Here is a 13,396-nt window from a genome sequence, read left to right on the forward strand (position 1 = left end):
GGTGTGCAAAGCAGCCGCAGATGGTAACTGCGGGCCAGTGACCTCAAGGCGAGCAGGCAGGCTGCTCCGCGCCCGGCACGGACTGGATTGCCGGTGCGCGGCGCATGGCCGCCGACACCACCCACCCCAGCAGCGCGATCAGCGCGGCACCCCATTCGGCCTGCTGCAGCCCCCGGGCCGTGGCCTCGCGCAGCGCATCGGGCGCCGTGATACCGGCCAGCGGCGCCGTGGCCACCATCACCAGCAGGGCCAGCCCCATTGCTGCGCCCACCTGCTGGGCCGTGGCCGCAATGCCCGAGGCCACGCCCTGCTGCGCAGCCGCCACGCCCTGGCCGGCGACCACCCACATGGCGGTCCAGCTGGCGCCCTGGCCCAGGCTGAGCACCACAAAGCCCGGCACCAGCCAGACATAGCTGCCGCCCAGCGGCAGTGCCCAGGCCATGTAGGCCAGGCCGAGGGTGCCTGCGGCCCAGCCGCCCATGAGCACGGTGCGCGGCGTGGAGCGGTGCAGCCAGTGTTCGGCCCAGCGGATGCCCAGCGTGCAGACCGCCGTGGGCAGCAGGAAGGCCAGGCCGGCCTGCAGCGGGCTCCAGCCGTAGATCTGCTGGAAGTACAGCGCCAGAAAGTAGTACTGCACGCCAAAGCTGCTCATGAAGATCATGGTCAGCAGCATGGCCGAGCGCAGGCTGGGCACGCGCAGCAGGGACAGCGGCATCAGCGGCGAGGCGATGCGCGCCTCGATGCGCCAGAACAGGACCAGCGCCGCCATGGCCACGGCCAGCGTCCCCAGCGTGGCGGCGCTGGCAAAACCCCATTCAGGGCCTTGCACCAGGGCCGTCACCAGCAGGCTGCTGCCCACGGTCACGCTCAGGCAACCGGCCAGATCAAAGCCCTGGCCCGGTGCGGCACGCCCGGTACGGGCCGAGGGCGGCAGAAAGCGCAGCGCCGCCATGGCACACGGCCAGGCCACGGGCACCAGCACCCACAGCACCCAGTTCCAGCCCAGCGCCTGCGTGAGCACGCCGCCCAGCAGCGCGCCGGCCGCCAGCCCGCCGGCCGACGCCATGCTCCACACGGCCAGGGCGCGGTTGCGCTCGGGCCCGGCCGCATACAAGGTATTGATCAGCGACAGCGTGGCCGGAAACAGCAACGCCCCTGCCACGCCCTGCCCTGCGCGGCCCAGCACCAGTTGCCAGGGCTGGGAGGCGAAGCCGCCGACCAGCGAGGCCAGGCCGAACAGCGCCATCCCCGCCACATACATGCGCCGCTTGCCCAGCAGGTCCGCACAGCGCCCGCCCAGCAGCAGGCAGCCGCCAAAGGCCACGCTGTAGGCACTGACCACCCATTGCAGGTGGTGCGCATCCATCTGCAGCTGCTGGCCCATGGCGTCGAGCGCGACGAAGACGATGGTGGCATCCAGCGCAATCAGCAACTGGGACAGGGACAGCAGCGCCAGCGCGGCGCGCGGGTGGCGCAGGGCGCCAGCGGGGGAGTCGTTCACAAGCATGGGAGCGATCCTAATTAATGCATTTCTGAAGATAAACATCAGATATTCATTTTTCTTATGCAAAATCGAATCAATCAAACTTGCCATCGCCATGGACCTCAACGCCGTTCAATTGCTCATCAAGGTGGCCGAAAGCCGCAGCTTCACCCAGGCGGCAAGCCTGCTGGGCACCAGCCAGTCCCGCATATCTCGCGCCGTGGCGCAGCTGGAGAAAGACCTGGGCACGCGGCTGCTGCACCGCAATACGCGCAGCGTGTCGCTCACGCCAGACGGCTGCGCGCTGGTGGACCGCTGCGCCCCGCTGATCGCCGGGCTGGAGGAGGCGCGCCAGCTGGTCAGCGACCGGCGCTGCGCGCCCAGCGGCGTGCTGCGCATGACGGCGCCGTCCATGCTGGGCCGCATCGTGCTGGTGCCGCTGCTGGGGCAGTTGCTGCGCGAGCATCCGCAATTGCAGATCGACACCAGCTTCACCGACCGCATGGTGGACATGGTGGAAGAAGGCTTTGACGCGGCCGTGCGCATCGGCCCGCTGGCAGACAGCCGCATGATCGCCCGCGCCCTGCCGCCGCTGCGCTGGGTGACCGTGGCCTCGCCCGCCTACCTGGCGGCGCGCGGCACGCCGCAGACGCTGCAGGAGCTGGCGCAGCACAGCTGCATGGCCGTCTACAACCACTACCTGGGCCGGCGCGTGCCCTGGCAGTTCCTGGCGGGCAACGGCGAGATGCTGGACTGGCCGGCGCCGCAGACCGTGACCTTCGACAGCGGCGACCCGCTGGTGGAAGGCTCGCTGGGCGGCCTGGGCGTGGCCCAGGTCATGGAGTTCGCGGTGCGCGAGCACCTGCAGGCGGGCAGGCTGGTGCGGCTGCTGCCCCAGCACGAAGGCCGCGCCCGCGAGCTGTCCCTGGTCTACCCGCGCACGCGCCAGGCTTCGCCGCGCATCAAGGCACTGGCACAACTGCTGCTGGCGCAGACACAGTGGTGAGGCGGCAGCGGCCAGCCGAGCTGGCGTGGCGCCGCACACACAGTGGTTGCTGATTCAGATCGGCTTATGCGGGTGAAGGGAGATTAAACTGCTGCCTTTCCACGATGGCTGCGTTCTCGGACAATCACGCCTTTTCGTGGTGCATGCACCTTGATGGGGCCGCGACAGCGCGGCTCTTTTGTTTTCACCTGTTTTGCATTCCTGCCCCCGCGCCGGCCAGCGGCCACGCGGGATCTGATCCAACCATCGACACATCCATGGCAGCAGACAACTCCAAGAACGCCGCTCCCACCGCACTCAGGCGCGAACTCAAGGCGCGGCATCTGTCCATGATCGCCATCGGCGGCTCCATCGGCACCGGCCTCTTCGTTGCCTCGGGCGCCACCATCTCGCAGGCCGGCCCCGGCGGCGCCCTGCTGGCCTACATGATCGTGGGCCTGATGGTCTACTTCCTCATGACCAGCCTCGGCGAAATGGCCGCGAACCTGCCCGTCTCGGGCTCGTTCGCCACCTACGGCGCGCGCTACGTGGACGAAGGCTTCGGCTTCGCGCTGGGCTGGAACTACTGGTACAACTGGGCCGTCACCATTGCCGTGGACCTGGTGGCCGCCCAGCTGGTCATGGCCTACTGGTTCCCCGACGGCAACGGCATGCTGTGGAGCGCCCTGTTCCTGGCCATCATGTTCGGCCTCAACGCCATCTCGGTCAAAGGCTTCGGCGAGGCCGAGTACTGGTTCGCCGCCATCAAGGTGACCACCGTCATCCTCTTCATCGGCGTGGGCGTGCTCATGATCCTGGGCATCGTGCGGGGCGGCGCGCCTGAAGGCATCTGGGGCAACTTTGCCCTGTGGAGCCAGGGCGATGCGCCCTTTGCAGGCGGTTTCTCGGCGCTGATCGGCGTGGCCATGATCGTGGGCTTTTCCTTCCAGGGCACGGAGCTGATCGGCATTGCCGCTGGCGAATCCGAGAACCCCGCCAAGAACGTGCCCCGCGCCGTGCGCCAGGTGTTCTGGCGCATTTTGCTGTTCTACGTCCTGGCCATCCTGGTCATCAGCCTGCTGATCCCCTACACCGATCCGCAACTGCTCAAGAACGACCTGGGCGACATCAGCGTCAGCCCCTTCACCCTGGTCTTCGAGCGCGCGGGCCTGCTGTCGGCCGCCGCCGTGATGAACGCCGTGGTGCTGACCTCGGTGCTGTCGGCCGGCAACTCGGGCATGTACGCCTCCACGCGCATGCTCTACACGCTGGCCCGCCAGCGCATGGCGCCGCGCATGTTCTCGTACGTCAACAAGCGCGGCGTGCCCACGATGGCCCTGCTGGCCACCACGGTCGTGGCTGCGCTGTGCTTTCTGACCAACATCTTCAGCCCCCAGCTGGTCTACATCTGGCTGCTGAATCTGTCGGGCATGACGGGCTTCATCGCCTGGCTGGGCATCGCCATCAGCCACTACCGCTTCCGCAAGGGCTACGAGGCCCAGGGCCTGGACCTGAACCGGCTGCCCTACCGTGCATCGTGGTTCCCGTTCGGCCCCATCTTCGCCTTCGTGCTGTGCATGGTGATCACGCTGGGCCAGAACTACGAGGCCTTCATGGCAGACCGCATCGACTGGACCGGCGTGGTCGCCACCTATATCGGCCTGCCGTTGTTCCTGCTGATCTGGGGCGGCTACCGCCTGGTCAAGGGCACGCACATCGTGCAGTACAAGGACATGCAGCTGGGCTCCAACGTCGACTGACGCCCTCCCATTCCCCATGAAAACAGCCCGCAGATGCGGGCTGTCGTCTTTCAGGCATCGGCCGACCACACGGCCAGCTCGTAGCCGTCCGGATCGGTGAAGTGGAACCTGCGCCCCCCCGGGAACGCGAACGCCGCGCGGCTGATTACGGCCCCGGCCGCCTGCACGCGACGCTGCGCCTCGGCCAGATCGTCGGCGTAGAGGATGACCAGCGGGCCGCCGGGCCGCACCTCCTCGCCCGTGGTGAAGCCGCCCGTCAGCCGGCCGTCGCTGAACTCGGTGTAGCTCGGCCCGTAGTCTGTGAAGGTCCAGCCGAAGGCCTCGCCGTAGAACGCCTTGCTGCGTGCGATGTCGGCCACGTTGAATTCGATGTTGTCGATCTGGTGGTTGTTGCCCCTGATGCCCATGTGATGCTCCATTGAATGTCGGTAGGCCGCCATCATCGGCCACGCAGGGGCATGGCATCTTGAACAAAACGGCCAGCCGGGCCGCTCAATCCAGCAGTTGCTGCAGGGCAGCGCGGGGCGTGATGCCGCACAGCGCCCTCACCTCGCGCGACAGATGCGCCTGGTCCGCATAGCCGGCCTCCGCCGCCAGGGCCGCAAGACCTGCCTGCCGGTCAGACCGTGCCAGGGCCAGCAGGCGCTGAAAGCGCAGCACGCGCTCCAGCGTCTTGGGGCCGTAGCCAAACTGCGCGTGGCACAGGCGGCGCAGGCTGCGCTCGGACATGTCCAGCTGCGCGCGCATGGCGGCCAGCACACCGGATGCGTCCCACCCGGCTGCAGCCGCCACACCGAACAGCTGCATGGCCTGCCGGTCGGGCTCCGGGGCGTCGCGGCCCATTTGCACCAGTCCATGGATGAACACGGCCTGCCCTGCGCCCGGCTGCGCATCGTTGATGCGATGCACCCACTCGCGCGCGCGCGGCCCCAGCAGATCGCCCAGTTCCACCGCCTGCCCCACGATCTCGTCCATGGGCAGGCCCAGCCAGGCGCTGGCCGCACCGGGGCCGAAGCGCGCCCCCCATACCTCGGACCCCGGCACGAGCGCGGGCCGCGCAGCCACCCTGTCAGGCCCCACGGCCAGCAGCCGCCCGCCTTTGCAGACGATGTCCACGCAGCCATCGGGCACCACGAGAAAGCCGCCGGCATAGTCCGAGGCCACGGTGCTGCTCCACAGGCACTGGAAGTGCGGCTGCAAGGCGGGCGGCGGGGAGTGTTCGCGGTAGGGAGCGGGCGGCGGCGCCTGGCCAGAAGGCATGGACTTCAGACCCCCAGCGGCAGGTCCGCCTTCTTCAGCGTGCGCAGCACAAAGCTGGACTGGCTGTGGCGTATGCCCTTGATCTTGTAGAGCTTCTCGCGCAGCAGGCGCTCGTAGTCGCGCGTGTCCTTGACGACGACGCGCAGCAGGTAGTCGTACTCGCCCGAGACCAGGTGCGCCTCCACCACCTCGGGAATGGTCGCCAGCATCTCGCCGAATTTCTCCAGCGTGTTGTCCGAATGGCTGTCCAGCGTGACCTGCACCAGCACCGTATCGCCCAGGCCCAGCGCCAGCGGGTTCAGGCGCACGGTATAGCCCTCGATCACCCCCGCCTCTTCCAGCTTCTTGATGCGTGCCCAGCAGGGCGAGGCACTCAGGCCCACGGCGGCGCCGATTTCCTGCAGGCTGGCGCGCGCGTTGGCCTGCAGGGCGGAAAGAATCTTTCTGTCGAGGGTATCCATGTCCGGCAATCTACTGCAAAACAGGCAGGCGCAGAATAATTTTCTGTAGCAACGCCTGTTTTGAAGAAATAAAGCAGCATTTTCTGAGGCCAAACGCGCACACTTGTCTGCATGGGAGCACGCTTACCGGCGCAGCAAAACCATTCACCCAGCCCCGCCGACTACCGCCAGCGCCCGGATGCGTGATCCCCTCAGGAACCCGTTACAGGCCGCCCCGCTTATCCGCAGTGGGGCGGCCTGTTGCATTGGGGCACCCGGCAGGCATCCGCAGACACCCGGCAGCGCTTTCCCGCAACGGCGGCCGGTGCACAATGCCTCCCGCAAACGTGCACGCCCATGCACTGACCCTGACGTCGGGCATGCATGGGCGCTCGCCACATCAACCAATCGGCCCCTTGATCCACACCCAAGACAATCCCACCGAAGGCCGCCGGAGGCACTGGCCAACGGATTCTGCAATGCGATGGCTGGCGCAAGCCCTGGCAGCCGCAGCGCTTCTGGCACTGCTCACCCGCTGGCTGCCCAACCCCCAGGCAGCCCAGGGCATCGCGGTCTTTCCCGGCAGGAGCATGGCGCCGGCCGCCATGCTGCTTTACGCGTACATGGGCTCGGCCCTGGCCATCACGCTGATGAGCCTGATCCTGTGGTGCTGGCTCAGGGAAAGGCTCTACATTCTTTGCGCCGCGCTCCTGGCAGCCGGTTTTGCCTACGCTGCTTTCCGTTACCGGCCCGAAGGCCTGTGGCTGCCCGGCGCCGACCAGCCCCAGCATGCGCTGTCCATCGCCTACTGCAGCTTCTGTGTGGTGGCGACGGTGTTTTTCAGCCAATTGTTCGAGTTCCGTCGCCATTGGATCTGGGCTGCGCACCTCTTCAGCGTGGTGGCCTGGCTGAATGCCATCGCACTGGGCCTGGCACTGTTGGGTGGCTATGCGCAGATCTCGCGTGCCGTGGTGTTCACGGCCCTGGTGTCCACATCGTTCGGCGCCGTCTTCGTGCTGTACCTGCTGGTGGTCCGAAGGCAGTGGCAATACCTGCCGGGCGCGCTGGCGTTTGCCGTGCCATCCGCCCTGGGCATCCTGAACCTGCTGAGAACCCAGGGCCTGCTGCCCGATGTCGCGCTGCCATCGGCCCAGATGCTGTGGTTTGCCGGGCGTGTTTCCGAGGCCATCCTGCTGGGAATGGCGGTGACCAACCGCACGCGGGTGGCGGAGCGCGCCCTGCGCAGTGAGCGGATGCAGGCCCTGTCACGCGCCCAGGCGGCCGAGCGCGAGCTGGAGTCCAAGGTGCTGCAGCGCACCGCACAGCTGCAAACGGCCCAGCAGGCCCTGCAGACGGCCTTGCACAGCGAGCGGGAGATGCGGCTGGAACAGCGCCAGTTCTTCAACATGATCAACCACGAGTTCCGCACCCCGCTCACCATCGTGGACGGCGCCGCGACCGAGCTGCAGACGTTCCCGACGACGGACGCGGACTCCCTCATCGAGCAGGCGTCGCAGATACGCAGGGCTTCGCGCCGGCTGATGACCCTGGTGGACACCTGCCTGATCAACGACCGGCTGGACGCGGGCGCGTTCCGGCTGCAACTGGAGCAGACGCCATTGGATGAACTCCTGGAGGAGTCTGCAGAGCTCGTCGGCTGGTCCCGGCGGCATCGCCTGAAACTGGATCTGGAACACGGCCCGCAGCAATGGCAATGCGACCCTGTCCTGGTGCGCATCGCCATCTCCAACCTTGTCGGCAACGCCATCAAATATGCCAAGGCGGGCGACATCACCCTGGCCGCCCGCTGCGATGCGTCCGGTGACCTGCTGATTTCCGTCAGCGACCAGGGACCGGGCCTTGCGCCCGAAGCGGCAGGACAGGTTTTCGAGCCCTATGAACGCGCAAGCGCCACCCGACACGTCAACGGGCATGGCCTGGGCCTGTCCGTGGTCAGGCGCATCGCCAGGCTGCACGCAGGCGACGCGTTCTTCCAGCCGGCTGCCGGAGGCGGGGCCTGCTTTGTCATCCGGCTGGGCCGGTTCCTGCCCGGCACGGCAGATGCCCGCCAGGAATGTCCGCCAGCGGCAAGGCCGGCCGCCGTGCCGCCGGGCATGCCCGCCTGACGCGGGCAAGGCCGGGGCCTTTGCCCCTGAAGCAGGGCGTGCTCGCTGCGCTCATGGCGCCGCCGCTGCACGGGCCGTCCCGCCCTGCACCACCAGCAGCACGCCACCCAGGATCAAGGCCACGCCTGCCAGGCGCGTCGCACTGACCGGCCGTGCGCCCAGGCCCATCAGGCCGAAGTGGTCCACCAGCACCGAGACCACGATCTGCCCCGCCACCACACAGACCAGGAAGCCGCCTGCGCCCAGCTTGGGTGTCACGGCCGCCGCGCTGGCCACATAGATGGCCCCCAGCACACCGCCTATCCATAGCCACCATGGCCCTGCTGCCGCCTGGGCCATGGCCGGAGCGGGCGCGCGCAGCACCCACAGTGCAGGCACCACGACCATGACGCTCACGGCCAGCGAGACCAGCGCGCCCCACAGCGGGTGGCCCAGCAGGCGGCCCACCAGGGCATTGCTGGCAGCCTGGAATGGCAGGATAGCCCCCGCCAGCAGCGCCAGGGCCACGGGAGCAAGGGCGGTGAATGTGCTTTTACCTGTCATGCGGCAAGACCTTTTTTCTTCTGTCAATCGATGCCTGCATGCTCTCGCATCCAGCACGTTGATGGAAATCATTTGTGTGCACGGTCTATATTCATGGCATGGATGAACTGCGCCGGATCGACCTCAACCTGCTGCTGGCCCTGCATGCCCTGCTGGCTGAAAAACATGTGACGCGCGCGGCCCTGCGGCTGCACAAGAGCCAGCCGGCCATGAGCCATTCGCTGGCGCAGCTGCGCGAGCACCTGGGCGACCCGTTGCTGGTGCGGCGCGGCGGCCGCATGGCGCTGACGGCACGCGCGCAAGGCCTGGTGCAACCGCTGGCGGATGCGCTGGGCAGCCTCAACGGCTTGCTGGCACAGGCGGAGTTCGACCCGGCCCACGCACGCGGACGGCTGCGGCTGGCGCTGTCGGACTACGCATCGCGCATCGTGCTGCCGCCGCTGATGCGGCATCTGCGCCAGCACGCACCCGGGCTGGACCTGGCCATCAGCCAGTCCACGCGCGAGGTGATGCTGGCCCAGCTGGCCGATGGCGAACTGGACCTGGCCCTGGGGCCCTTCCCCGACGCACCCGACCTGCCCGAGGGCATCGAGGTGCAGGATCTGTTCCAGGAACAGTTCGTGAGCGTGGCCGACCAAGCCGTGCTGCCGGCACGCGGCGGGCTGTCACTGCAAGACTGGCTGCAGCGCCCGCACGTCATGCTGGCCATGCGGCCCGACGCCAGCGAGGAGATCGAACGGGCGCTGGCCGCCCAAGGCCTGAGCCGCCGCGTGGTGCTGGCCCTGCCCCACTGGAGCGCGGCGCTGGAGGTGCTGGCAGGCACCGACCTCGTGCTGACCGTGGGCAGCCGCGCCATTGGCGACCTGCGCCGCCACAAAACGCTGCGCCGCTTCACTCCTCCGCTGGAGCTGCCCGAGTTCGCCTACCAGCAGGCCTGGCATGTGCGCAAACAGGGGGATGCCATGCATCGGTGGCTGCGCAACTCGATGGCGCAGTGCTGTACTGCGCAGGGGCAAACACAGAAGTAAGTGCAGGCCGCAGCCTCAGGCTGCCACCACCACCCTCAGCAACTGCTTCTGTATCTTCCCGCTGGCCGTCTTGGGCAGGGCCTCGCGGAAGTGGTAGCGGCGCGGGCGCTTGTAGGCAGCCAGGCGGTCGCCATGGACCAGGAAGGCGTCCAGCGCCTCGGCCGTGGGTGTGGCGCCCGGCTTGGCAACCACGTGGGCGGCGACGATCTGGCCCCAGCGCTCGTCGGCCTCGCCGATGACGGCGACCTCGAGCACGTCGGCATGCTCGACCAGGGCGTCTTCCACTTCGCGGGGATAGACGTTCTCGGCGCCCGAATTGATCATGTAGTCGATGCGGTCGCGGATCCAGAGATAGCCGTCGTCGTCGATGTGGCCCAGGTCGCCCGTGTGGTACCAGCCGTGCGCCAGGGCGCGGGTGTTGGCGTCGGGGCGGTTGAGGTAGCCGGCCATCATGCAGGGGCCGCGCACGAGGATTTCGCCCACCTCGCCGGGCAGGCAGGCCTCGGCCGGGTCGGTGGGGGCGTTGTCTTCGCGCAAGCGGGCCACGATGAGGTCATGGCCCATGGAGGGCAGCCCGGCCGAGCCCGCGTGCGAGAGTTGCTCGCGCGGCAGCAGGACGGACATGCAGGGGCCCATTTCCGTGGTGCCGTAGACCTGGACCAGGTCGCTGCCGACCTTGCGCGTCCATTCGCGGATCAGGTGCGGCGCCATGGAGGCGCCGCCGTACTCCACCAGCCTCAGCGCGGGCGCCTGCTCAGGCGAGGCGATGGGTTCGGCCAGCAGCATGGTGATCATGGTGGGCGCCGCGAAGAAGAAGCTCACGCGCTCTTCGCGGATCAGGCGCCAGGCCTCGGCCACGTCGAAGCGGCGCAGCAGCACCTGGGTGGCGCCGGCCTGCAGGCGCGGCAGAAAGCTGGTGTGCAGCTCGGCCGTGTGGTTGAGCGGCGCCATGGCCAGGCCCACGTCGTCGCGCGTGAACTGCATGGTCTGGTGCATGAGGGCGTTGTGCGCCAGCTTGCTGCGGTGCGTATGCAGCACGCCCTTGGGCCGGCCCGTGGTGCCGCTGGTGTACATGAGGATGCAGGGGTCGCTCTCGCGCACATGGGCCTGGGGCGGCGCGCTGCTGCGGCCCCTGGCCAGGGCGGACAGGCGCTGCGTGGCCCAGACCGGCAGCGGGTCGGCCGGGGCATCGTCGGCAAAGATCCAGTGCTCGATGCCTGCGCCAGTGCCGCCGCCTTCGGCCTTGAGCAGGGCCTGGGCGCGTGCGGCCACCTCGCCGCCCTCGTGCTCGAAGACCAGGGCGCGCGCTGCGCCGTCCTTGAGGATGAAGGCCAGCTCCTGCGCCGCCAGCCGGTAGTTGATGGGGTTGAAGATGGCGCCCAGGCGCGCGGCCGCCAGCATGGTGAAGACAAAGGCCGGCGTGTTGTAGAGAAAGGCTGCGACCACGTCGCCATGGCCTATGCCCAGCTCGGCCAGGCCGTGGGCGTGGCGGTTGACTTCGGCATCGAGCTGGGCGTAGGTCCAGGCGCGGCGCTCGCCGCCCTCCCACGCGACCAGGGCTTCCTTGTTCGGCAGGTAACGTGCCGGCCAGGCCAATGTGTCTCCCAGCGTCTGCTGCATGTGCGCTTCTTCCTTCTCGCTCACGAGATTTCATATATCGATGCACCTCAATGTAGGAGATTTTTTAGACAGTTATGCAATTTGCAAATGCATCCATGCAGGCAAGCGCATGGAGTTGCAGTCGGCCCGCGGAAATCCCGAAGCCGCGCGGACGCTGGCCGCAGCTAGAATGCGCCGGTCAGGAGAGAGTGCCCGCCCGGCCGCAATGGTCACAGGCAGCGGCACCGCCGAAGGCGCAGGGTTCGCCCCGAACGCTCAGGCAAAAGGACTGGCACCGCCTGCCGCCACGGCCGCAGGCGTTCCTAGCTGGAGAGAGATGCAGGGCACGGCGGTGTGCCCCATCCACCGAAGGAGCAAGCCCCACGCATGGAAGGTGCGGGTGAATCTCTCAGGTAAAGCGGACAGCAGGGCAGCACATCCCGGAGGACCGGGATGGCGTTATGCCTTGTTCCTTGCCTGAAAGAGAGCCCTCCTTGTCCGCTGCCTCCACCACCGATCTGCTCAGGACCCCGCTGTTCGACCTGCACCAGGAACTGGGCGCGCGCATGGTGCCGTTTGCCGGCTACTCCATGCCCGTGCAATACCCGCAGGGGCTGATGGCCGAGCATCTGCACACCCGCGAGGCGGCAGGCCTGTTCGATGTCTCGCACATGGGCCAGATCAGCGTGCGCGGTGCCGACGCCGGGGCCGCGCTGGAGTCGCTGATGCCCATGGACGTGCTGGGACTGGGCGAACACCGCCAGCGCTACGGCCTGCTGCTCAATGAGGCGGGCGGCATTCTGGACGACCTGATGTTCGTGCGCCGCGAGGACGACCTGTTCCTGATCGTCAACGGCGCCTGCAAGCATGAAGACCTGGCGCACATCCAGGCCCGCATCGGCCAGCGCTGCGAAATCGAGCCCCAATTCGACCGGGGCCTGCTGGCGCTGCAGGGCCCGCAGGCCGCAGCCGCCATGGAGCGCCTGCTGCCCGACACGGCCGGCCTGGTGTTCATGACGGGCGGCCACTTCGACTGGGAGGGGGCCGAGCTGTACATCACGCGCAGCGGCTATACCGGCGAGGACGGCTTCGAGATCTCCTTGCCCGCCAGCCACGCCGAGGCCTTTGCCCGTGCCCTGCTGGCCCAGCCCGAAGTCAGGCCCGTGGGCCTGGGCGCGCGCAATTCGCTGCGCCTGGAAGCCGGCCTGTGCCTGTACGGCAACGATCTGGACACGACCACCACCCCGGCCGAGGCCGCCCTGAACTGGGCCGTGCAGAAGGTCCGCCGCGCAGGTGGCGAGCGCGAAGGCGGCTTTCCCGGCGCGGCCACCGTGCTGGCCCAGCTGCAGTCGCCCGAGCTGCTCACGCGCAAGCGCGTGGGCCTGGTGGCCCTGGAGCGCGTGCCCGTGCGCGAAGGCACGGAGCTGCTGGATGCCGGCGGCCGCAAGGTCGGCCAGGTCACCAGCGGCCTGCTGTCGCCCACGCTGAACCAGCCCGTGGCCCTGGCGTACGTGGAGCCGGTCAGCGCCGCCGTCGGCACCACCCTGCAGGCCATGGTGCGCGGCAAGGCCGTGCCCATGCAGGTGCAGGCCACGCCCTTCGTGGCGCCCCGCTATCACCGCGGTTGAGGACAGCCTGCGCGCTTGGCGTGGATCGAGTTCGGCGGATTCGTTTTTCCTGCCATCGCATGCCGCTACAGTGCGCACTGACCTTTCTCAAACCGCCTTTCACAGGTTTTTTCAGTTTCTATCGGAGCAAGCCATGAGCATCCAGTATTCCAAGGACCACGAGTGGATCAACGCCGCCAACCCTGACGCGGCCATCGTCGGCATCACCCTCCACGCGCAGGATGCGCTGGGCGACGTGGTGTTCGTCGACCTGCCCGCCGTGGGCACCAGCTTCAACCAGGGCGATGTGGCCGGCGTGGTCGAGTCCGTCAAGGCCGCCGCCGATGTCTACATGCCCGTCAGCGGCGAGATCGTCGAAGTCAACGAGGCCCTGCGCGACGACCCCTCCCTGGCCAACAGCGACCCGCTGGGCGAAGGCTGGTTCTTCAAGGTCAAGCTCAGCGACGCAGGCCAGCTGGCCGCGCTGCTCGACGAAGCCGCCTACACGGCCTTTGCCCAGAGCAACTGACGCCACTTTCCGGCCAGGACGGGCGCCAGGGCCCGC

12 protein-coding genes and 2 riboswitches are annotated in these 13,396 nt (G+C 68.1%); of the genes, 6 read left to right on the forward strand and 6 right to left on the reverse strand.

Annotated elements, in window-relative coordinates; genetic code table 11:
* Positions 1 to 43: 43 nt before the first annotated feature.
* Entirely contained in the window at positions 44 to 1,507 is a 1,464-nt protein-coding gene (locus tag ACN20X_RS19770; protein ID WP_034348112.1) for an MFS transporter, read from the reverse strand.
* Between the two features lie 91 nt (positions 1,508 to 1,598).
* Here ACN20X_RS19770 and ACN20X_RS19775 point away from each other — a divergent pair, with 91 nt between their 5' ends.
* Entirely contained in the window at positions 1,599 to 2,489 is an 891-nt protein-coding gene (locus ACN20X_RS19775) for a LysR family transcriptional regulator (RefSeq protein WP_016446320.1), read from the forward strand.
* Between the two features lie 257 nt (positions 2,490 to 2,746).
* Positions 2,747 to 4,228, forward strand: a complete 1,482-nt coding sequence (locus tag ACN20X_RS19780) for an amino acid permease (protein ID WP_016451513.1) — start codon at positions 2,747 to 2,749, stop codon at positions 4,226 to 4,228.
* Positions 4,229 to 4,278: 50 nt separating this feature from the next.
* Here ACN20X_RS19780 and ACN20X_RS19785 read toward each other — a convergent pair whose 3' ends face one another.
* From ACN20X_RS19785 to ACN20X_RS19795, 3 genes are all read right to left on the reverse strand, one after another.
* Positions 4,279 to 4,635 carry a VOC family protein gene (locus ACN20X_RS19785; protein ID WP_016451512.1) on the reverse strand — a complete coding sequence of 119 codons (357 nt, stop codon included), beginning with the start codon at positions 4,633 to 4,635 and terminating at the stop codon, positions 4,279 to 4,281.
* 85 nt (positions 4,636 to 4,720) lie between these two features.
* Positions 4,721 to 5,488, reverse strand: a complete 768-nt coding sequence (locus tag ACN20X_RS19790) for a helix-turn-helix domain-containing protein (RefSeq protein WP_473209779.1) — start codon at positions 5,486 to 5,488, stop codon at positions 4,721 to 4,723.
* 5 nt (positions 5,489 to 5,493) lie between these two features.
* Positions 5,494 to 5,949: an Lrp/AsnC family transcriptional regulator gene (locus tag ACN20X_RS19795; protein ID WP_016446324.1), complete on the reverse strand. Its 456-nt coding sequence runs from the start codon at positions 5,947 to 5,949 to the stop codon at positions 5,494 to 5,496.
* Between the two features lie 458 nt (positions 5,950 to 6,407).
* On the opposite strand from ACN20X_RS19795, the gene ACN20X_RS19800 reads away from it, so the two are divergent.
* Complete coding sequence (locus tag ACN20X_RS19800) at positions 6,408 to 8,054, forward strand: sensor histidine kinase (protein WP_473209780.1); 1,647 nt, start codon at positions 6,408 to 6,410, stop codon at positions 8,052 to 8,054.
* Positions 8,055 to 8,105: 51 nt separating this feature from the next.
* On the opposite strand, the gene ACN20X_RS19805 is transcribed toward ACN20X_RS19800, so the two are convergent.
* The gene (locus ACN20X_RS19805; protein ID WP_016451509.1) at positions 8,106 to 8,597 is read right to left on the reverse strand and encodes a DMT family transporter; all 492 of its coding nucleotides are present in this window, start codon (positions 8,595 to 8,597) and stop codon (positions 8,106 to 8,108) included.
* 98 nt (positions 8,598 to 8,695) lie between these two features.
* Here ACN20X_RS19805 and ACN20X_RS19810 point away from each other — a divergent pair, with 98 nt between their 5' ends.
* The gene (locus ACN20X_RS19810) at positions 8,696 to 9,625 is read left to right on the forward strand and encodes a LysR family transcriptional regulator (protein WP_016451508.1); all 930 of its coding nucleotides are present in this window, start codon (positions 8,696 to 8,698) and stop codon (positions 9,623 to 9,625) included.
* A gap of 15 nt (positions 9,626 to 9,640) precedes the next feature.
* On the opposite strand, the gene ACN20X_RS19815 is transcribed toward ACN20X_RS19810, so the two are convergent.
* Positions 9,641 to 11,245, reverse strand: a complete 1,605-nt coding sequence (locus ACN20X_RS19815; protein WP_154836355.1) for a fatty acid--CoA ligase — start codon at positions 11,243 to 11,245, stop codon at positions 9,641 to 9,643.
* A gap of 169 nt (positions 11,246 to 11,414) precedes the next feature.
* Positions 11,415 to 11,526: riboswitch (glycine riboswitch) on the forward strand.
* A 15-nt stretch (positions 11,527 to 11,541) separates the two neighbouring features.
* Positions 11,542 to 11,660: riboswitch (glycine riboswitch) on the forward strand.
* A 25-nt stretch (positions 11,661 to 11,685) separates the two neighbouring features.
* Between ACN20X_RS19815 and gcvT the strand changes: the two genes are divergently transcribed.
* On the forward strand, positions 11,686 to 12,852 hold the full coding sequence (gcvT, locus tag ACN20X_RS19820; RefSeq protein ID WP_473209781.1) for a glycine cleavage system aminomethyltransferase GcvT: 1,167 nt from the start codon (positions 11,686 to 11,688) through the stop codon (positions 12,850 to 12,852).
* Positions 12,853 to 12,985: 133 nt separating this feature from the next.
* Positions 12,986 to 13,360 (forward strand): glycine cleavage system protein GcvH, encoded by a 375-nt coding sequence (gene gcvH / locus ACN20X_RS19825; RefSeq protein WP_012206130.1) that lies wholly within the window; start codon positions 12,986 to 12,988, stop codon positions 13,358 to 13,360.
* Positions 13,361 to 13,396 lie beyond the last annotated feature (36 nt).

Source organism: Delftia sp. PX-1, assembly GCF_055797465.1.

Bases quoted from the DNA above. Each gene is read 5' to 3' on its own strand.
- ACN20X_RS19770 (WP_034348112.1), bottom strand. From the start codon at position 1,507: ATGCTTGTGAACGACTCCCCCGCTGGCGCCCTGCGCCACCCGCGCGCC.
- ACN20X_RS19775 (WP_016446320.1), top strand. From the start codon at position 1,599: ATGGACCTCAACGCCGTTCAATTGCTCATCAAGGTGGCCGAAAGCCGC.
- ACN20X_RS19780 (WP_016451513.1), top strand. From the start codon at position 2,747: ATGGCAGCAGACAACTCCAAGAACGCCGCTCCCACCGCACTCAGGCGC.
- ACN20X_RS19785 (WP_016451512.1), bottom strand. From the start codon at position 4,635: ATGGGCATCAGGGGCAACAACCACCAGATCGACAACATCGAATTCAAC.
- ACN20X_RS19790 (WP_473209779.1), bottom strand. From the start codon at position 5,488: ATGCCTTCTGGCCAGGCGCCGCCGCCCGCTCCCTACCGCGAACACTCC.
- ACN20X_RS19795 (WP_016446324.1), bottom strand. From the start codon at position 5,949: ATGGATACCCTCGACAGAAAGATTCTTTCCGCCCTGCAGGCCAACGCG.
- ACN20X_RS19800 (WP_473209780.1), top strand. From the start codon at position 6,408: ATGCGATGGCTGGCGCAAGCCCTGGCAGCCGCAGCGCTTCTGGCACTG.
- ACN20X_RS19805 (WP_016451509.1), bottom strand. From the start codon at position 8,597: ATGACAGGTAAAAGCACATTCACCGCCCTTGCTCCCGTGGCCCTGGCG.
- ACN20X_RS19810 (WP_016451508.1), top strand. From the start codon at position 8,696: ATGGATGAACTGCGCCGGATCGACCTCAACCTGCTGCTGGCCCTGCAT.
- ACN20X_RS19815 (WP_154836355.1), bottom strand. From the start codon at position 11,245: ATGCAGCAGACGCTGGGAGACACATTGGCCTGGCCGGCACGTTACCTG.
- gcvT (WP_473209781.1), top strand. From the start codon at position 11,686: ATGCCTTGTTCCTTGCCTGAAAGAGAGCCCTCCTTGTCCGCTGCCTCC.
- gcvH (WP_012206130.1), top strand. From the start codon at position 12,986: ATGAGCATCCAGTATTCCAAGGACCACGAGTGGATCAACGCCGCCAAC.